At 63.5% G+C, this 18,902-nt stretch carries 15 protein-coding genes and 1 pseudogene; 5 read left to right on the top strand and 11 right to left on the bottom strand.

Annotation, left to right across the window (positions count from 1 at the left end; all coding sequences use genetic code 11):
• Positions 1 to 16: 16 nt before the first annotated feature.
• The gene (locus LY284_RS05390) at positions 17 to 370 is read right to left on the bottom strand and encodes a YciI family protein (protein WP_014191338.1); all 354 of its coding nucleotides are present in this window, start codon (positions 368 to 370) and stop codon (positions 17 to 19) included.
• A gap of 278 nt (positions 371 to 648) precedes the next feature.
• Between LY284_RS05390 and LY284_RS05395 the strand changes: the two genes are divergently transcribed.
• Positions 649 to 1,047 carry a DUF2917 domain-containing protein gene (locus LY284_RS05395; RefSeq protein WP_233385158.1) on the top strand — a complete coding sequence of 133 codons (399 nt, stop codon included), beginning with the start codon at positions 649 to 651 and terminating at the stop codon, positions 1,045 to 1,047.
• A gap of 15 nt (positions 1,048 to 1,062) precedes the next feature.
• Here the strand turns inward: LY284_RS05395 and LY284_RS05400 are convergent, their stop codons facing one another.
• Positions 1,063 to 2,721 (bottom strand): tannase/feruloyl esterase family alpha/beta hydrolase, encoded by a 1,659-nt coding sequence (locus LY284_RS05400; protein ID WP_233385160.1) that lies wholly within the window; start codon positions 2,719 to 2,721, stop codon positions 1,063 to 1,065.
• Between the two features lie 125 nt (positions 2,722 to 2,846).
• On the bottom strand, positions 2,847 to 3,707 hold the full coding sequence (locus LY284_RS05405) for a LysR family transcriptional regulator (protein ID WP_014191335.1): 861 nt from the start codon (positions 3,705 to 3,707) through the stop codon (positions 2,847 to 2,849).
• A 153-nt stretch (positions 3,708 to 3,860) separates the two neighbouring features.
• Between LY284_RS05405 and LY284_RS05410 the strand changes: the two genes are divergently transcribed.
• Both LY284_RS05410 and LY284_RS05415 read left to right on the top strand, forming a co-directional pair.
• Entirely contained in the window at positions 3,861 to 5,261 is a 1,401-nt protein-coding gene (locus tag LY284_RS05410) for a DHA2 family efflux MFS transporter permease subunit (protein ID WP_077157861.1), read from the top strand.
• 100 nt (positions 5,262 to 5,361) lie between these two features.
• Positions 5,362 to 6,295: pseudogene (locus LY284_RS05415) on the top strand (aldo/keto reductase).
• 10 nt (positions 6,296 to 6,305) lie between these two features.
• Here LY284_RS05415 and rarD read toward each other — a convergent pair.
• Positions 6,306 to 7,181 (bottom strand): EamA family transporter RarD, encoded by an 876-nt coding sequence (rarD, locus tag LY284_RS05420; protein ID WP_014191332.1) that lies wholly within the window; start codon positions 7,179 to 7,181, stop codon positions 6,306 to 6,308.
• Between the two features lie 289 nt (positions 7,182 to 7,470).
• Between rarD and LY284_RS05425 the strand changes: the two genes are divergently transcribed.
• Positions 7,471 to 8,523: an AI-2E family transporter gene (locus tag LY284_RS05425; protein WP_233385162.1), complete on the top strand. Its 1,053-nt coding sequence runs from the start codon at positions 7,471 to 7,473 to the stop codon at positions 8,521 to 8,523.
• 68 nt (positions 8,524 to 8,591) lie between these two features.
• Here LY284_RS05425 and LY284_RS05430 read toward each other — a convergent pair whose 3' ends face one another.
• The 3 genes from LY284_RS05430 to LY284_RS05440 form a co-directional block, all read right to left on the bottom strand.
• A complete protein-coding gene (locus LY284_RS05430; RefSeq protein ID WP_014191330.1) occupies positions 8,592 to 10,253 on the bottom strand; it encodes a SpoVR family protein in 1,662 nt (553 codons plus the stop codon).
• Entirely contained in the window at positions 10,250 to 11,515 is a 1,266-nt protein-coding gene (locus tag LY284_RS05435) for a YeaH/YhbH family protein (RefSeq protein WP_014191329.1), read from the bottom strand. Before LY284_RS05435 ends, LY284_RS05430 begins: the two co-directional genes overlap by 4 nt.
• 196 nt (positions 11,516 to 11,711) lie before the next feature.
• Positions 11,712 to 13,634 carry a PrkA family serine protein kinase gene (locus LY284_RS05440; RefSeq protein WP_014191328.1) on the bottom strand — a complete coding sequence of 641 codons (1,923 nt, stop codon included), beginning with the start codon at positions 13,632 to 13,634 and terminating at the stop codon, positions 11,712 to 11,714.
• 187 nt (positions 13,635 to 13,821) lie between these two features.
• On the opposite strand from LY284_RS05440, the gene LY284_RS05445 reads away from it, so the two are divergent.
• Positions 13,822 to 13,968: a hypothetical protein gene (locus LY284_RS05445; protein WP_233385170.1), complete on the top strand. Its 147-nt coding sequence runs from the start codon at positions 13,822 to 13,824 to the stop codon at positions 13,966 to 13,968.
• A gap of 27 nt (positions 13,969 to 13,995) precedes the next feature.
• Here the strand turns inward: LY284_RS05445 and LY284_RS05450 are convergent, their stop codons facing one another.
• The 4 genes from LY284_RS05450 to LY284_RS05465 form a co-directional block, all read right to left on the bottom strand.
• Positions 13,996 to 14,757, bottom strand: a complete 762-nt coding sequence (locus tag LY284_RS05450) for a 2-keto-4-pentenoate hydratase (RefSeq protein WP_233385178.1) — start codon at positions 14,755 to 14,757, stop codon at positions 13,996 to 13,998.
• Positions 14,758 to 14,889: 132 nt separating this feature from the next.
• Positions 14,890 to 16,593, bottom strand: a complete 1,704-nt coding sequence (locus LY284_RS05455) for a methyl-accepting chemotaxis protein (RefSeq protein ID WP_233385181.1) — start codon at positions 16,591 to 16,593, stop codon at positions 14,890 to 14,892.
• 260 nt (positions 16,594 to 16,853) lie between these two features.
• Positions 16,854 to 17,786 carry a ribokinase gene (gene rbsK / locus LY284_RS05460; protein ID WP_233385183.1) on the bottom strand — a complete coding sequence of 311 codons (933 nt, stop codon included), beginning with the start codon at positions 17,784 to 17,786 and terminating at the stop codon, positions 16,854 to 16,856.
• A 17-nt stretch (positions 17,787 to 17,803) separates the two neighbouring features.
• A complete protein-coding gene (locus tag LY284_RS05465) occupies positions 17,804 to 18,829 on the bottom strand; it encodes a LacI family DNA-binding transcriptional regulator (RefSeq protein ID WP_014191324.1) in 1,026 nt (341 codons plus the stop codon).
• Positions 18,830 to 18,902 lie beyond the last annotated feature (73 nt).

Below are 18,902 nucleotides of genomic sequence, written 5' to 3' on the forward strand. Positions count from 1 at the left end.
ATCGACACGAAAGCGCTCAGGAATAACACGGCCCGACTTTGCGGACTTCGATCGTGCACCACTTCGCCGCCGGGCATTGCGCCGCGATCTCGACCGCCTGCTCGCGCGTCTCGCAATCGATGAGAAAGAAGCCGCCGATCATCTCCTTGGCCTCGGCGAAAGGACCATCGACGACGCGCGCATCGCCATTGCTCGCAGTGACGCGCGCCGCATCCTTGAGCGAGCTCAGCGATTCGACCGCGCGCAGGATGCCGCGCGCGTTCAGGTCGTCGGCGAAGCGCACCATCTGGTCATACGCCTCGCGCCCCTCCTCCTGCGTGCGCTGGCCACGTTGTTCAACCGGTTCCACGACGAGCAGCAGATAAGCCACGACAAGCCTCCGGAAGTTTTTTGATGCGTTCAAGTCTATCTCGATATTGACAAACACAGATGCGCCCCTCGATACTGCGACACATGCACGCAGCCATCCTTTTCTCCATCGCCGCGATTAAAAACCGTATGAACGCCATGTGTGGCGGGTCATCGGAAGAGCGTGTGCGCTAGCGAGACAGGCAAGCAAATCGATTCCGAAGGCCCCGCCGCAAGACGGGGCCTTCTTGTTTTTGCGTGCAAGGTTTCCGTCTTCGGCTCACATCATGGAGAGCAGAGATGGAAGAAGTGTCGCAAGTTTTCGCGCGTCATGGCGTCGGCCACGGCGTCGCATCGGGTCGCCTGAGCACATCGGGCGCGCGCGTCGTGGTCTATGTCGAAGTGCATCCGCATCAGATGGTGTCGTGGCGGGTCACGCGCGATGCCGAGCTGCGTATCGGCGATGTATCCACGGGTTCGCTGTGGCTCACGCGTCATCGCGATCCGTATGACTACTGGATGAAGCCCGGCGATACGGTGCGCCTGTCGCGCGGCGAACGCGTGTGGCTCACATCGGAAAGCGACGAGGCGTTCGAGGTGTCGCTCACGTCGTATCGCGTCGAACGGCGCGGCGTGATCGCGCGCTGGCTCGGGCGCTATTGGCCGCGCATGGCGGGTGCGCACGCGAACGCGCTTTAGCCGCTTATGCGTGTGTCAGGGCTCCACGCAGCGAAAATTCGCGGCGGCGTTGACGCTGCCCTTGCCGACGTAGCGCGGATAGTTCGGATAACGGCATATCGGTCGCGTGCGTCCGTTGGTGGCGGGCGCGATGTCGCTGCCGACGAGCGTTTCCGGCGCCATGCCGTTGCTCACCCAGTCGTCGAGCGCGCCGAGTTCGTCCCAGGCGGGAATGAACACGCCGTTGCCGTGCTGGAAACCCGGCACCATGTAGAGCCGCATGAACGAATCGACGGTGTCCTGCCCGTATCGTTCGACGAGCCCGTGATAGAACGCGATCGTCTGCTTCGGGCTGATGACTTCGTCGGCGAGTCCATGCATCGCGATAAGTTTGCCGCCGCGCGCGATGAACGCCGAGAAGTCCGGGTTCATCGCGCCGACGGTGTACGCGAGCGTGGTCAGCCGCTGCTTGAAGCGGCCGGGATTGTCGAGGTCGAATCCGAGTGCGTTGAAGCCGAGATCGCGCGTGACGAAGTGCCGGATATACGCGTCGCCCTGGGCGAAGAGGTAGCCGTTCGCGGCGAAGGTCGGCGGATTGAGCAGCACCGGCGAGTCGCCAAGTCCGAGCGAGCCGGAAAAATCCACGCCCTGAAACACGTTGTAGCCGGGATACGTATCGACGCCGTAGGCGAGCGGATACGGCAGGCTCACGCCGTCGCGCAAGGTCTGGAGCGTGTCGATCTGCGCATCGGACAGGCAACTGTCGCGCAAGGAAGGACGCTGGCCGTTCGCGCAACGCAGCGACGCGATGATCTGCGGCTCCAGCTTTCTGCACGCCTCCACGTTGCTGACGATGCCGTCCGCCGCGCCGTCGAGCTTGTCGCAATCGTGCACGACGGTTTCGAACACGCGGCGCTGCTGCGCAATCCCGACAAAGCCGCCCGGCTTCGCATACGACGCCTGCCCGACTTTCACGCCCATCAGCCGCACGCCCGAGAAGTTGATCGCCGGCGCGTTGGCGATCACGCCGTCGTAGTCGTTCGGAAAGCGCTCGATCACGGTGAAGCCTTCGCGCCCGCCCGTGGAGCCGCCCGCGAAATAGGTCTTTTCCGGCGCGCGCCCGTAGCCCATCTGGATCAGCGCGAGCGCGACATCGCGCGTTTTCTTGAGATGCCCGAAGCCGAAATTGACGATGGCTTCGTCGTTGCCCGCGAAATCCGCGCGCCCCGAATTGCCGACGTGGCCCGAATCGGAGCCGAAGGTTGCATAACCGCGCGCGAGCGGCGTCGAATCGGGTGCGAAAGGCATCGGATCGGTGCCGGACACGATCGTGCCGTTGTAGCCGCCGCCGCCCATCTGCAGCGCGCGGCCGTTCCAGCGGCTCGGCAGATTCACTTCGAAGCGGATATCGGGCGTGGTGTCCTGCAGCGCCTTGATGAACCCGGTGATGCGGCAGTACTCGCCGTTGCGGTTGCCGGGCGCGGCGGCTTTCACGACCCACGCGGAGACGATCGTCCCGCCTCGCGTCGGCAGGCCGATGATCGACGCGGGCACGGTCTTGCCTTCGAGGTCGTCGCAATGCTTCGTCACGTACGCGGCGGCCTGGGCGGTTGAGCACGCGACGAGCGCCATCGCGGCGAAAAACACCGGAAAGCGCAACGGAGCGAAAGAAAGGATACGGAGGAAGCGGAACACGTCCTGAAAGCGGCTACTTCAAACGCCGCACAATATATAAGAACAGTCTTTCGACCGCCATTCGGAACGTCCGGCCGTTGCGGCGGCACAACCGGCCTGCCGCCCTCGCCTGCTTATTTGCCCGCTTATTCGCCGGTCCATTCGCCGCGCAGGTCGCTGCGTTCGAGAAGCTGAAGCAAGGTTTCGGCCGGACGGCTCAGGTGCTTCGCGCCGAACGCGATGAATTCCACCTCGGGCAATTCGGGCAAGTCCGCGCGGTTCACGGGCGGTGCAAGCCCGCGCGCGGCCAGAAAATGCGAACGCACCGTCAGCCCGAGCCCGCCGCGCGCCGCGGCGATACAGCCCGCGTGGCTGCTGCTCGTGCAGACCATTTGCCAGCTCGCGCCGGTCATCGCGAGCGAATCGAGCACGACGCCGCGCGTGACGCTCGGCTCCGACACCAGAATGAGCGGCAGCGGCTCGCCCGTATCGACCACCGTGCCGGGCTTCGCGAGCCATTCGAGGCGGCCGGAAAAAAGCCGCGTGCCGCGCGCATCGCCGATCCGCCGTTTGCCGACCGCGAGGTCGAGTTCGCCCGCATCGACCATCTGATAAAGCCTGCCCGTCATACCGATGGTGATTTCCAGCTCGACGTCCGGATGCGTGTCGCGAAACGCGGCGAGCACGCTCGGCAGCGGCCCGAGCGCGATATCGTCCGACGAGCCGAGCCGCACGCGACCGCGCAGCCGCGGCGAACTGAACTGCGACTCCGCGTGCGCCATCGCTTCGAGAATCACGCGGGCGTGGACGAGCATGGCTTCGCCGTCGGCGGTGAGCGCGAGCGAATGCGTGTCGCGCACGAAAAGCCGCCGCCCGACGCTCTCTTCCAGCCGCCGGATATGCTCGGAGACGCTCGACTGCCGCAGGCCCAACTGACGGCCGGCGTCGGTGAAGCTGTGCGACGCGGCCACGGTCGCGAAGGTATTCAGCCAGACAGGATTCAGCATGCGCCATTGTGATCGTTAATGCCGATGACAGTCAATGCGGTTAGCGGTCTTCCCGATGACGCCGGAAGTCATTAATATTTCATCAATCGCGCAATGCGCTTGTTTTCAAACGGCTTTCTGCTGGCGGTGCGGCCACCGCACCCTCGTTTTCTCATGACCAAAAGTTCTTCGCACACGGCTTTGCTTTGGATCGTCGCCGTGGGCTTTTTCATGCAGGCGCTCGACACGACGATCGTCAACACGGCGCTGCCTTCCATCGCGCGCAGCCTGAACGCCGCGCCGCTCGCGATGCAGTCCATCGTCGTCGCCTACACGCTCACGATGGCGCTCTTCACGCCCGCTTCCGGCTGGCTCGCCGACCGTTTCGGCACGCGGCGCGTGTATCTCGTATCGATTTCGCTGTTCGTCATCGGTTCGCTCGCCTGCGCGAGCGCGCATTCCCTGAATCAACTCGTGCTGGCGCGCGTGCTGCAAGGCATCGGCGGGTCGATGCTGCTGCCGATCGGCCGTCTCGCCGTGCTGCGCGCCGTCTCGGGCGAAGCCTACGTCTCCGCGCTCGCGATGATTTCCATTGCCGGCCAGGTCGGCCCGATTCTCGGCCCGACGCTCGGCGGCTGGTTCGTCGAGTCGTTTTCGTGGCACTGGATTTTCCTGATCAACGTGCCGATCGGCGCGGTTGGGCTCTATGCGGTGCAGCGCTTCTTGCCGAACGACACGCTGCACGATGCGCCACCCTTCGATTTCGTCGGCTGCGGATTGCTCTCGATGTGCATGGTGTCGTTCTCGCTTGCGCTCGATAGCCCGGTCGAGACGCATCGCGGCGCGGTCTCGGCGGCGCTGTTCGCGCTGGCGGCCGTATCGGCGTTTGCGTATGTGCCTTACGCGCGCCGCAAGCGCAATCCGCTCTTCGATCTCGCGCTCTTTCGCGAGCCGAATTTCAGCGTCGGGCTGATCGGCAACCTGCTCTGCCGGGTCGGATCGAGCGCCGTGCCGTTCCTGCTGCCGCTCATGATGCAGCTCGAACTCGGCTACAGCCCGCTGCATTCGGGGCTGATGATGCTGCCCATCGCCGTCGCCGGGACGATCAGCAAGCGCTGGATTGCGCAACTCGTGAAGCGCTACGGCTACGAGACCTTCCTGCTCGTCAATACGGCGCTCGTGGGCGCGTCGATCGTCGCGTTCGCGCTGTTTTCGCCGACACTGCCGCTCGCGGTCGAAATCGCGATTCTCGTGGTGTTCGGCGCCTGCAACTCGATGCAGTTCGCCGCGATGAACAGCGTCACGCTCAAAGGCCTGGCCAGCAAGGACGCGGGCAGCGGCAACAGCCTGTTCTCGATGGTGCAGATGCTCGCGATCGGCCTCGGCGTGTCGATCGGCGGCTCGCTCGTGCAGCTGTTCCAGGGGCCGTTTTCGACATCGACGGGCTTCAGGCTGAGCTTCGTGTGCATGGGCGTGGTGACGCTTTTCTCGGGCGTCGTGTTCCGCCGCCTCGATTCCGCGCCGGCCAAGCCGGGCAATGCCGCGCCGGCCGGCGTCGGCAAGCGCGCCGCTTAACGATTATTCTGTCGGTCCAACCGATTTCTGGAGCGCAACCGTGCAATACCGCAAATTCGGCAATACCGGTCTCACCGTTTCGCGTCTCACACTCGGCACGATGACGTTCGGCCTTCAGACCGACGAAGACGTGTCGCGCAGCATCATGGACCGCGCGGCGGACGCGGGCGTGAATTTCATCGATACGGCGAACGTCTACCCGCTCGGCAGCGGCCACGATCTCGCGGGACGCACCGAAGAAATCGTCGGGCGCTGGCTCAAGGGCCGTCGCGATCATTACATTCTCGCGACGAAGGCCGCGCATGAGATGGGGCCGCTCGCGTGGCACAAGGGCACGTCGCGCAAGCATCTGCTCGACGCCATGGACGCTTCGCTCAAGCGTCTGGGCACCGATTACGTCGATCTGTACCAGCTTCACAACGACGACCGCGACACCCCGCTCGACGAAATGCTCGAAGCGCTCGACATCATCGTGCGGCAAGGCAAGGCGCGTTATATCGGCGTGTCGAATTTTCTGGCGTACCGGCTTGCGCGCGCTCGGCCGTGCGGACGTGCTGCGCGCCGCGCGCTTCGTCTCCGTGCAGCCGCGCTACAACCTGCTTTTCAGGCAGATCGAGCGCGAACTGCTGCCGCTCGCCACCGAGGAAGGCCTTGCCGTCATTCCGTATAACCCGCTCGCGGGCGGGCTTCTGACCGGCAAGCATCAATTCGATGCCGCGCCGGGCGAAGGCCGTTTCACCGGCGCGGTCGGCAAGGCGGGCGCGACGTACACCGAGCGCTACTGGCACGAGCGCGAATTTCACACGATCGAGACGATCAACGGAATCGTCGCGCCGACGGGCCGCTCGCTCGCGAGCACGGCGCTCGCGTGGGTGCTGGACAATCCGGCGGTGACATCGGCGATCATCGGCGCGAGCCGGCCCGATCAGTTGAACGAGACGCTCGCCGCCGTCGATCTGCCGATCGATCCGGAGATCAAGGCGAAGCTCGACGAAGCGACGCGCGAGTATCGCTTCGGCGACGCGTTGCGCTGAGCGCGGTGTTTCAAGGCCGGGCCGCGCGCGCCCGGTAAAAACCTTCGAGCGAATAGAGGGCGAGCGCGGTCCAGATCGCGCCATAGCCGATCAGCTGATCGTGCCCGAAGAATTCCTGATAGATCACCACGCCGATCAGCAATTGCAAGGTCGGCGTGATGTACTGGATCAGGCCGAGCATCGAAAGCGGAATGCGCCGCGCGCCCGCGGCGAAGAGCAAAAGCGGCACGGCCGTCACCGGCCCGGCTGCCGCGAGCAGCAGTTTCACGCCGATCGATGCGTGCGCGAAGCCGCTGCCGCCGTGCGAGCTCAGGAAAAACAGATAAAGCAGCGCGACGGGACAGAGCAGCATGGTTTCGAGCGTGAGCCCTTCGAGCGCGCCGAGCGATGCCGTCTTGCGCAGCAAACCGTAACCGCCGAACGTCAGCGCGAGCGCGAGGCTGATCCACGGCGGCGCGCCGTTCACCCACGTCAGCCAGACGACACCCGCCGCCGCGACGATCACCGCGATCCACTGGACGGGCCGCAGCCGCTCGTGCAGAAACGCCATGCCGAACAGCACGTTGATGAGCGGATTGATGAAGTAGCCCAGACTCGCCTCGACGATGCGCCCGTCGTTCACGGCCCAGATATAAATGCCCCAATTCGCCGACAGCAGCACGGCGCTCGCCGCGAAGCGCGCGAGCAGGCGCTTGTCGCGCAACACCGGGCCGAGCCACGTCCACTGACGGCGCGCCGTCATCACGATCAGCAGGAAGGCCATCGACCAGGCCATGCGATGCGCGAGCATCTCGACCGCGCCGATCGAATGCAAGGCTTTGAAATAAATAGGAAAAAGGCCCCAGATGGCAAAGGCCGAGAATGCGTAGACGACGCCTGGATTCATTGTTCGATGCGTTGAGCGGACGTGGGCGCGCACGAACGATCGGCTCGCTCGCCCGCGTTTGCCTGACCGTTGGCCGGTAAGCGATCCGCAAGGGATTGGAAGCCGGATTTTAGTCGACGCGCGGGGTTGCGCTCCAGCGGCGCGCGAACCCTTGGACGAATTCGTGCTCGAACCCTGAGCGAGAAAAGCCGTTCGAAGGGCCGTGATAGCATGGCCGGCCTCGCGATTGCTTCAGTCAGCCCCGACGTCAGCCCCGCAGTCCGCCGTTCCGCCCGCACAGGCTTTGCCAATGGATAATCAAACCGTTCATCAAAATTTTTTCCATATTCTGCTTTTCGTCGTGACAGTCGCGCTCGCGTGGGTACTGCTGCCCTTCTTCGGCGCGATCTTCTGGGGCGCGATTCTCGCGATCCTGTTTCAGCCGATGCAGCGCTATCTCGCCGCGCGCTTCGGCAAGCGCCGCAATCTCGCCGCGCTGACGACGCTGGCCGCCGCGATCCTGATCGTCATCATTCCGCTCGCGGTCGTGGCGGTGACGCTCGTGCAGGAAATCGCCCTCGTCTACTCGCGGATCAAGAGCGGCGAGCTGAATTTCGGGGTGTACTTCCAGCATGTGCTGCATGCGTTGCCGGCCTCGGCGCAACAACTGCTCGGGCGTTACGGCCTCGACGACATCGGCGGCGTGCAGCGCAAGCTGATGGAAGGCGCCGCGCAGATCAGCCAGTTCGCGGCGGCGCAGGCGCTGTCGATCGGGCAGAACACGTTCCAGTTCGTCGTGAGCTTCGGCGTGATGCTGTATCTCGTGTTCTTCCTGCTGCGCGATGGCGGCGAAATTGGGCGGCGCATCCGCCGGGCGATTCCGCTCGATCCGGAGCCGAAGCTTCATCTGATCGCGAAATTCACAACCGTGGTGCGCGCGACGGTCAAGGGAAACATCGCGGTCGCGGCGGTTCAGGGCTTGCTCGGCGGGCTGATCTTCTGGGTTCTCGGTATCGGCGGCTCGCTGCTGTGGGGCGTGCTGATGGCGTTTCTTTCGCTGTTGCCGGCGGTGGGCGCGGCGATCGTCTGGGTGCCCGCGGCGCTCTACTTCTTCATGACGGGCGCGATTATCAAGGGGCTGATTCTCGTGGTCTTTTGCGTCGTCGTGATCGGGCTCGTCGATAACGTGCTGCGCCCGATTCTCGTCGGCAAGGATACGAAGATGCCGGACTGGGTCGTGCTCATTTCCACGCTCGGCGGGATGGCGCTGTTCGGCATCAACGGGTTCGTGATCGGGCCGCTCGTGGCCGCGCTGTTCATGGCGAGCTGGGATTTGTTCTCGCAGGATCGGATGAATTCGTAGGGCTTCAGGCACTGCGCAAAAAAAAACCGGCTCGCAAGGAGCCGGTTTTTTATTCTAAGAACAAGCTATCAGCGCGTGCTCGGCGCCACATACCTGCACTCGAACCGCTTCCTCACCGTCCCGTTCTCATCGACGCTCTCGAGATAGACATCGAACTGCCACAAGCGCGCCATGTGCTTGAGCACTTCGTCGCTGTCGTTCGAGAGATGGCGGTTATCGGTCATGAAGTGACGCAGCGTCAGGCTGCGGTCGCCCCGCGTGTTCACCGAATACACCTGAATATTCGGCTCGCGGTGGTGAATATCGTATTGACGCGACAACGCCTGGCGCACATAGCGATAGCCGCTGCCGTCATGAATGGCCGACACTTCGAGTGCGTCGCGCATGTCGTCGTCGAGAATCGAGAACAGGCGCATCTCGCGGATCAAATGCGGCGACAGGTATTGCGCGATGAAGCTCTCGTCCTTGAAGTTGCGCATCGCATAATGCAGGGATTCGAGCCAGTCGCTGCCCGCAAGCTCCGGAAACCACTCGCGGTCCTCGTCCGTCGGGTTTTCGCAGATGCGGCGGATATCGCTCATCATCGAAAAGCCCAGCGCGTACGGATTGATGCCGCTGTAATACGGCTTCGTCACCGGCGGCTGATACACGACGTTCGAATGCGAGTGCAGAAACTCCATCATGAAGCCGTCTTCGAGCCGGCCTTCGTTGTAGAGCGTGTTGAGCAGCGTGTAATGCCAGAACGTCGCCCAGCCTTCGTTCATCACTTGCGTCTGCCGCTGCGGATAAAAATACTGTCCGATCTTGCGCACGATGCGAATGACTTCCCGCTCCCACGGCTCCAGCAGCGGCGCATTCTTTTCCGCGAAATACAGCAGGTTTTCCTGCGGCTCCGGCGGATAACGGCTTTCGGTTTCCTCCTGCGACTGCTCCTTGCCCTTGGGCAGCGTGCGCCAGAGTTCGTTGACCTGCGATTGCAGATACGCCTCGCGCTCCCGGCGCATCGCCGCTTCCTTCGCAAGCGACAGCTTCTGCGGACGCTTGTATCGGTCGACGCCGTAATTCATCAGCGCATGGCACGAATCGAGCAGTTCCTCGACGCGATCGAGCCCGAACCGCTCCTCGCACTCCGCGATGTAATTCTTCGCGTACACGAGGTAATCGATGATCGCGTGCGCGTCCGTCCACAGCCGGAACAGATAATTGCCCTTGAAAAACGAGTTATGCCCGTACGCCGCATGGGCGATCACGAGCGCCTGCATCGTCATGGTGTTCTCTTCCATGAGATACGCGATGCAGGGATTCGAATTGATGACGATCTCGTACGCGAGGCCCATCTGCCCGCGCCGATAGCCCTTCTCGGTCGAGAGAAAGTGCTTGCCAAACGACCAGTGCCGATAATTCACCGGCATGCCGACGGACGCATACGCGTCCATCATCTGCTCGGAGCTGATGATTTCGAGCTGAATGGGATAGGTGTCGAGCCCGTACCGGTTGGCAACGCGCGAAATCTCGGCGTCGTATTCCTCGATCAGCTCGACGCTCCAGTCCGACGGGCACGGCAGCGGCCGCCGCTTCTCCGAAACATTCATCCTGCCTTCCTCGTGCGCATCGTTCGTCGCTGACGCCTTGCGTTGCTCTGCCTCGGGCCCCAGCCTGGAAGCCGCACGATCGTCCGTGCCTTCCAGCTGATAGCCGCGCGTCTCGTTTTGCAAATGCCGCATCGTCATGCGGCCGCCTGCTGTTTTTCGAAAAGTTCGCGGAACACCGGATAGATGTCGGCGGCCGAATCCACCTTCTTCATGGCAAGTTCAGGCGCGCCCATCGCTAGCTGAGCATACTCCAACCAGAGATTCTGCTCCTCCGGCGCAACTTGAATATAGGCAAAATACCGGACCTTCGGCAGGATGTCTTCCGCGAGCAGCTTGCGGCACTTGGGCGAATCGTCCGTCCAGTTGTCGCCGTCGGAGGCCTGCGCGCCGTAAATGTTCCATTCAGTCGGCGAATAGCGCTCGTCCATGATCTTCTTCATGAGTTCGAGCGCGCTCGACACCACCGTGCCGCCGCTTTCGGTTGAATGGAAGAACGTGTCTTCGTCGACTTCCTCGGCGCGCGTGTGGTGCCGGATGAACACGACTTCGATCTTTTCGTAGTTCCGCTGCAGGAACAGATACAGAAGAATGAAGAAGCGCTTCGACAGATCCTTGCGCTGCTCGTCCATCGAGCCGGAAACGTCCATCAGGCAGAACATCACGGCCTTGCTCGAAGGCGTCGGCTGCTTCACGCGATTGATATAGCGCAGGTCGAACGGATCGATGAACGGAATGCGCGTGATGCGCCCCTGCATGATGACGATATCCGCTTCGAGCCGCGCGATTTCCTCGGCGTCGCCGTTCTCGTCTTTCAACTGTTCAAGCTGACGCTCCATCTCGCGCAATTGCGACGCGAGCGGCCAGCCGAGCGCGATGCGCCTTCCGAGCGCGGAGCGCAGCGATCTCACCACATCGATGTTGTTCGGCGTGCCTTCCGCCGCCCAGCCTGCGCGCACGTTCTTCCAGGTCGGCACGGCGAGCAGTTGCGTCTTGACGAGGCGCGGCAGTTCGAGATCGTCGAAGAAGTACTGCATGAATTCTTCGCGCGACAGTTCGAAGACGAAATCGTCCTGCCCTTCGCCTTCGTTGCTCGCACTCTTGCCGCCGCCGCCCGCGCCGCCCGGCGGACGCGGAATCTTGTCGCCGCGAATGTAGTCGGCGTTGCCCGGATGGACATACTCGCGCTTGCCGCCCGGTCCATGCCGGAACGAGGGCTCCGAGATGTCCTTCTTCGGGATGGTGATGCTCTGCGTGCTTTGAATGTCCTTGATGCTGCGATCGCGCACCGCGTCGGACACCGCGCGGCGAATATAACTCTTGACGCGTCGCAGGAAGCGCTCGCGATTGGCGATGCTCTTGTTCTTGCCGGCTAACCTGCGGTCGATGATTTGGTGCAGCACATCCAGTCTCCCGCGTTATTGGCGAGGAAGCGAGGCGCTGCCTGCGTCGTGCATCTGTCGCAGCGTCTCTCTCTCGCAATTCGTCCACTGTGCCGCCCGAACGCAAACCGCGCGTCCGCACGACCAGAGACAGCCCAACTCCCGCGCTGCGCGGGACCGGAACCGCGCACGAAGCGCCGTTCCGGCCAATACCCTGCTACGACGACTTGCGCACGCGCAGATACCAGTCGCACAGGAGCCGCACCTGCTTCGGCGTATAACCCTTCGCGACCATGCGATTGACGAAGTCTTCGTGCTTGCGTTGCTCTTCGGCCGAGCCTTTCGCGTTGAACGAAATCACCGGCAGAAGTTCTTCGGTGTTGGAGAACATCTTCTTCTCGATCACCACGCGCAGCTTTTCATAGCTGATCCACGCCGGATTCTTGCCGCCGTTGGCCGCACGCGCGCGCAACACGAAGTTCACGATCTCGTTGCGGAAATCCTTCGGGTTGCTGATGCCCGCGGGCTTTTCGATCTTCTCCAGCTCGGCATTCAACGACGCGCGATCGAAGCTCTCGCCGGTATCGTGATCGCGGAACTCCTGATCCTGAATCCAGAAGTCCGCATACGTCACATAGCGGTCGAAGATGTTTTGTCCATACTCCGAATACGACTCCAGATAAGCGGTCTGAATCTCCTTGCCGATGAACTCGGCATAGCGCGAAGCCAGTACGTCCTTGATGAACGAGAGGTACTTCTGCTCCGTTTCCGGCGGGAACTGCTCGCGCTCGATCTGCTGTTCGAGCACGTACATCAGATGCACCGGGTTGGCGGCGACCTCGCTCGAATCGAAGTTGAACACGCGCGACAGGATCTTGAACGCGAAGCGCGTGGAGACGCCCGTCATGCCCTCGTCGACGCCCGCGTAATCGCGATATTCCTGATACGACTTCGCCTTCGGGTCGGTGTCCTTCAGGTTCTCGCCGTCATACACCTGCATCTTCGAGAAGAGGCTCGAATTCTCCGGCTCGTGCAGACGCGTGAGCACGGCCATCTGCGCCATCATCTTGAGCGTGCCGGGCGCGCATACCGCTTCCGCGAGCGACGAGTTGCGCAAGAGCTTTTCGTAGATCTTGATTTCTTCGCCGTAGCGCAGGCAATACGGCACCTTCACGACGAAGATACGATCGAGCAGTGCTTCATTGTTCTTGTTGTTGCGGAACGCCTTCCACTCCGACTCGTTCGAGTGCGCGAGGATGACGCCGTCGAACGGAATCGCGCCGAAGCCTTCCGTGCCCTTGAAGTTGCCTTCCTGCGTTGCAGTGAGCAGCGGATGCAGCACCTTGATCGGCGCCTTGAACATTTCGACGAATTCCAGCAAGCCCTGATTGGCGAGGCACAGGCCGCCGGAATAGCTGTATGCGTCGGCGTCGTCCTGCGAATACGTTTCGAGCTTGCGGATATCGACCTTGCCGACGAGCGACGAGATGTCCTGATTGTTCTCGTCGCCAGGTTCCGTCTTCGCGATGCCGATCTGGCGAAGGATCGACGGATAGCGGCGCACCACGCGGAACTTGCGGATGTCGCCGTTGTATTCGTGCAGGCGCTTCACGGCCCACGGCGAAAGAATGTTGCGCAGATAGCGGCGCGGAATGCCGTATTGCTCTTCGAGCACAGGGCCGTCTTCGTCGTAATCGAAGAGACCTAGCGGCGATTCGTTGACGGGCGAGCCCTTCAGCGAATAGAACGGCACGCGTTCCATGAGCTGCTTGAGCCGTTCGGCGATAGACGACTTGCCGCCGCCCACCGGACCCAGCAGATACAGGATCTGCTTCTTCTCTTCCAGACCCTGTGCCGCGTGCCGGAAGTACGACACGACGTTCTCGATCACTTCCTCCATTCCGTAGAACTCGCGGAATGCCGGATAGACCTTGATGACCTTGTTTGCAAACACACGCGAAAGCCGCGGATCGAGTCGCGTATCGACATGCTCCGGCTCCCCGATGGCCGTCAACATGCGTTCGCCCGCTGTTGCATACGTGGCAGGATCTTCTTTGCAGAGCGCGAGGTACTCTTCGAGCGAGAATTCCTCCTCTCGAGTTTTTTCGAAGCGGGTCGCGAAACTGCTGTAGATATCCATGCTACCTCCTCGCCGAAGTCAGAAAGCTATGCCGTGCGCAACGCGCGTAATCGAAACGACATCGCTTGAAATCATCCTAAACCCTTTCGAATTTTTTTTCACGCACTTGCGTTGTTCATTTGCTTCGCAGAATTCCTAGCTTGGTGCGTTATTTTCGTTCACCTACAATGTGCATCCCGATGTCGCAATGTCTGTATCGTCTTGCTCGGCAACGTTGCTGCCTGTTCGTTTCCCCGCGCTCGCCGCGACTTATCCACTGCTCTTGTCCGCCAATGCGGCGCAACTCACGCTCATGACATCCAATACCGCGATGTCCGCGCAGCATCATCAATAACCGTTCCCGACGTAGGGTGTCTCGTCATCATGCGAGCACCAACTCTAGTTCGCCGATGCGGTCGATCGCGCCATGCAGCATCGCCGGTCCATCGACGCGAACAGCACCTGTATAAGAGCCCGTGGTGATGGTCCAGAACGGCTCGACGGTCAATCCCATACGGGAACAATGGTTGACGAGCCACGGCAGCAACTCGCGCGGATCGCCCGCCGGATTGCCGAGCGCGGCCGGTGCGATGCTTTCGCCGTCGAGCGTGAATTCCAGGCGCGGCGTGAGGAAGTCGAAGCCCGGCGCGACCACGTCGTAAGGCTCCATGCCCGAGATGACGAGCGCCCCGTTGTTCTGTGAATCGGCCAGTTGCGCGAGCGGGTCGAGATTGGGCCATTGCGCAAAACGGCTGTCGACGATTTCGAGCGCGACCGCGATACCGCCGATCGCGTCGAAGACTTCCTCGCGCGTGTAAGGATCGCTGCGCGCGGGCAGCGCGTAAGCGAAGCGGAACGCGATCTCGAGTTCCACCAGCACGCGGAAGAAAGATTGAAAAGGCAGGCGCGCGGGCGAAACATGGACGAGCCCGGCGTCGATGGGCGCGCCGGTGGCGAGCGCATCGGGCGCGCGCGCCCCGATCTTCCACGCGCCGATGCGCGCTTCCGACGCTTTCAGCATCTCGTGCTGGATCGCGTAGGCGGTGGGCGCGTCGGCCGGAATGTCGGCGGGTTCGAGCGCCTCGATCATTTGATGCCGGCGGCGGGCGTCCGCGAGTTTCGCGGCGAGTGTCGATCCGGTCATGTCGATATCCTCGTGTGAACGGTGACGCATTTCCCTCAGTGTACGGGTTACAGGATCGGCGTTGGTCACGCGCGCAAGAATTCGCGCGCGCGTCGTCCTGCCCCGTGCGCGGCTACGCGCCGCCCGCCGTGCTCAGAACGTCTCCCAGTCGCCGCCTGCGACCGCGGTCGCCTTGACCGCCGGCGCAGGTTTAGGAACAGATTTGGGCGCCGTCTTCGGCGCGACCCGCGCAGCCACCGTTGCACGCGGTGCAATGGTCGGCGCCGGTGCCGTCCTGACAGCAGCAAGCGGCGCGCCGTCCGCCACCTGAAAGACCGCGACGGCCTGCCGCAGACGCCCCGCCTGATCTTCGAGCGACTGCGCCGCTGCGGCCGCTTCCTCGACGAGCGCCGCGTTCTGCTGCGTTACCTCGTCCATCTGCGTGACGGCGCGCGACACCTGCTCGATGCCGCTCGACTGCTCCTCCGATGCCGCCGCGATCTCGCCCATGATGTCGGTCACGCGCTGCACCGCGCCGATGATCTCGTTCATCGTGCGGCCGGCTTCGTCGACGAGCGTCGTGCCCGTCTGCACGCGCGCCACGGATGTATCGATCAGTTCCTTGATTTCCTTCGCCGCCGCCGACGAGCGTTGCGCCAGGCTGCGCACCTCGCCCGCGACGACCGCGAAGCCGCGCCCTTCCTCGCCCGCGCGCGCCGCTTCGACCGCCGCGTTGAGCGCGAGAATATTGGTCTGGAACGCGATGCCCTCGATGATCGTGATGATGTCCGCGATCCGCGACGAGCTCTGGTTGATCTCGCCCATCGTCGTCACGACCTGCGTGACGACCGCGCTGCCCTTGCCCGCGATCTCGGACGCGTTCGCCGCGAGCGCGCTCGCCTGGCGCGCATTGTCGGCGTTCTGACGCACGGTGCCGGTCAGCTCTTCCATGCTCGACGCGGTTTCCTGCAAGGCCGACGCCTGTTCCTCGGTGCGCGACGACAGATCGGTGTTGCCGGCGGCGATCTGCTGCGTCGCCGAGGCGATCGATTCGCTGCCCGAGCGCACGGTGCGCACGGTCGTCAGGAGGCTCGTGCGCATGTTGGCGAGACCCTGGAGCAGTTGCCCCATTTCGTCGCGCGACGTGACGACCACTTCGCGGCGCAAATCGCCGGCGGCGATCGCGTCAAAATGCCCGAGCGCGGTTTCGAGCGGCCGCGCGATGGCGCGCCGCAGCGATACCCACGCGAATGCCGCCGCCGCCAGTCCGAGCGCGATTGCGCACAGGCTCAGCGCGCGGAGCCACAGGAAGCGGCTCTGCGTGGCCTCGTAGCTCGCTTTGGACGCCTCGGTCAGGAACTTGCGCAGCGCGTCGTTGGCGTTGGCGAGTTCGTTGTACGTGGCCTGCATCGCCTTCGCGTTCGCGATGATGGCGTCGTGATCGTTCGCCAGGATCGAGGCGATGCCCTTGTCGACGATGCCCTGCAACGCGAGGCGCTTTTCCTGCGCGGCGTCGGCGAGATGCTTTTCGCCCGGCGATTGCGGCAGCGCCATGTATTCCTTCCAGTAGCCGTCGGCGCGATCGCGCATCATGCGCGAGCGCTCGACCGTGGACGCCACTTCCGGCGTGCCGGCGAGCAGCGCCGCGCGGTCGAACACGAGCCGCTCGCGCGCCGCGTACATTTCCGCGTTGCCGACCGCGATCGCGGCGGGCATTTGCACCGAGTACGTGTTGAGGAAGGCGCCATTCGAATGGCTCATGCCGGTGAGCCCCAGCGCGCCGATCGCGATGAGCAGCGCACCCAGAAACACCATCGAGAAGCCGAGGCGCGCCTTGATCGTCAAAGCCTTTTTCATTGAGTTTTCCCTGATGCCGCTCGAGAAGCGGGTCTCCCGGCCAGTTGACGGCCAGCGCGCGAGAGACTCAGTCCTTGCGCGCCGAAGACGTCCGCGCGGCCGATGCGCGCCGTCCCTTCCGTCGTTTGCGCGTGCGTGCGAAATTTCGCGCGTCCGCTATCGACGTAAACGGCGTGCAAGGCGTGACACTTGAGGGAAATATTTCGTCTGAAGAGAAAACGGCGCGTACAAACGCGCCGTTTTCAATGACCATTGAAAAGTTATGCGGCTATTTCGCTGCGGCGCGGAATCGACGGCTGCGCACCTTCGCGCGTGACCGCCACGGCCGCCGCGCGCTGGCCGAATGCGATGGCGTCCATTGCCGCCGCGCCGCGCGCCAGTTCGGCCGCGAATCCGCCGATGAAGGTGTCGCCGGCGGCGGTCGTGTCGATGGCGTCGACTTGCGGCGACGGCACGTGCACGCCGTCTTCGCCGGCACCGTCGAGAAGCGCGAGCACGCCCTGCGCGCCGAGCGTCACGATGACATTGCGCGCGCCTTTCGCCTTCAGCGCCTGCGCGGCGCGGCGCGCGTCGTCGGGCGTATCGATGGCGACGCCCGAAAGCGTCGCGGCTTCGATCTCGTTCGGAATCAGATAGTCGACGAGCGGAAACCAGTCCGGCGGGAGCTTGCGCGCGGCGGGCGCGGGATTCAGGATCGTCGTGCGTTGCAGCCGGCGGCCGGCGGCGAGCGCCGCGCGCACGGTTTCCACCGGCGTTTCGAGCTGGCAGACGATCACGTCGGCCTGCGCCAGGAGCGCCTGCTGTTCCTCGATGCGCGCGGGTGTCACCGAGGCGTTGCTGCCCGCGACGATGACGATCGCGTTCTGGCTCGCGTCATCGACGACGATGAGGGCCACGCCCGTCGGCGCGTCCGGGCTGGTTGCGAGCGCGCTGCAGTCGATGCCTTCCGCCTCCAGACTGCCTTTGAGCGTCGCGCCGTTCGAATCGTTGCCGACGCAGCCGATCATCGCGACCTGTGCGCCCAAGCGCGCCGCGGCGACCGCCTGATTGCCGCCCTTGCCGCCCGGCACCTGCGCGAACGCGTGCCCGGCGAGCGTCTCGCCCGGCTTCGGCAGGCGCGGCGCACGCGCGACGAGATCCATATTGAGGCTGCCGACCACGGTGACGCGGCCGATCGCTGCTTTTTCGCCCATCGTTGCTTCCTTGCTTGTTACGTTCTGTCGACGCGGTACGCTTCCGGCACGACCGCCGTCGATTCGCGCCGCACGAGGCGCGGCGGCACCACGCGGCGGCGCGTCGTCCCAGTCAGCTTTCCGGTGATGCGGTCGATCAGCGTCTGCGCCGCCATTTCGCCGAGCGCGCGCACCGACTGCCCGACCGTCGAGAGCGCCGGATAGGTGTAGCGCGACAGCTCGACATCGTCGAAACCGATGATCGAGCAATCCGTCGGCACGTTGATATGGCGCTCGGCCGCCGCCCGCAGCGCGCCGATGCCCATCATGTCGTTGCACGCGAAGATCGCGGTCGGCCGCATGTTGTCGAGCAGTTGCGAGGCCGCGGCATAACCGCCCGTCGCGGAAAAGTCGCTCTGCTGAATCGCGTTCGGCGCAATTTCGACGCCGCGCTCGGCCATCGCGCGGATGAAGCCGTGCAGGCGCATCGCGGAGACGGCGGTGGCCACCGGCCCGGTGATGCAGCCGATCTGCGAATGCCCGAGTTGCAGCAAATGCCGCGTGGCGAGATACGCGCCTTTTTCGTGGTCGATCTGCACGAGGTCCGATTGCAGCCCCTCGATATTGCGATCGACGATCACGAGCGGCTCGCGCGCGCCCGCGAGACATTGCGCGAGCACCGAATCCTCACCCGCCGACGCGATCACCAGGCCGTCGATGCGCTTTTCCTGCAGCACGCGCAGGTAGCTGCGCTGCTTCGCGGGATCGTCGTCGGAGTTGCAGAAGAACACGCAATAGCCGTTCTTCGCGCAGCCGTCCTCGACGCCGCGCGCAAGCTCGGCGAAATACGGATTCGTCGCGTTCGGCACCAGAAGGCCGATCGTCGCGGTGGAGCGCGCCTTCAGCGAGCGCGCCACCGCCGACGGCACGTAGTCGAGCTCGCGGATCGCCCGCTCGACTTTCGCCCGCACGTCGGCCGACACCGGTCGCGAGTTGTTCACTACATGGGATACCGTCGTGAACGACACCCCGGCAATGGCTGCCACGTCTTTGATCGTCGCCATACATCGTCCTTCGCTTTTCTTAGGTCTTGCTGCTCTTATTGGTCGTAAGGCGTCCGGCGCGCCCGCTACTGCA

The organism is Caballeronia sp. PC1, from assembly GCF_021353155.1.
Taxonomy (GTDB): domain Bacteria; phylum Pseudomonadota; class Gammaproteobacteria; order Burkholderiales; family Burkholderiaceae; genus Caballeronia; species Caballeronia cordobensis.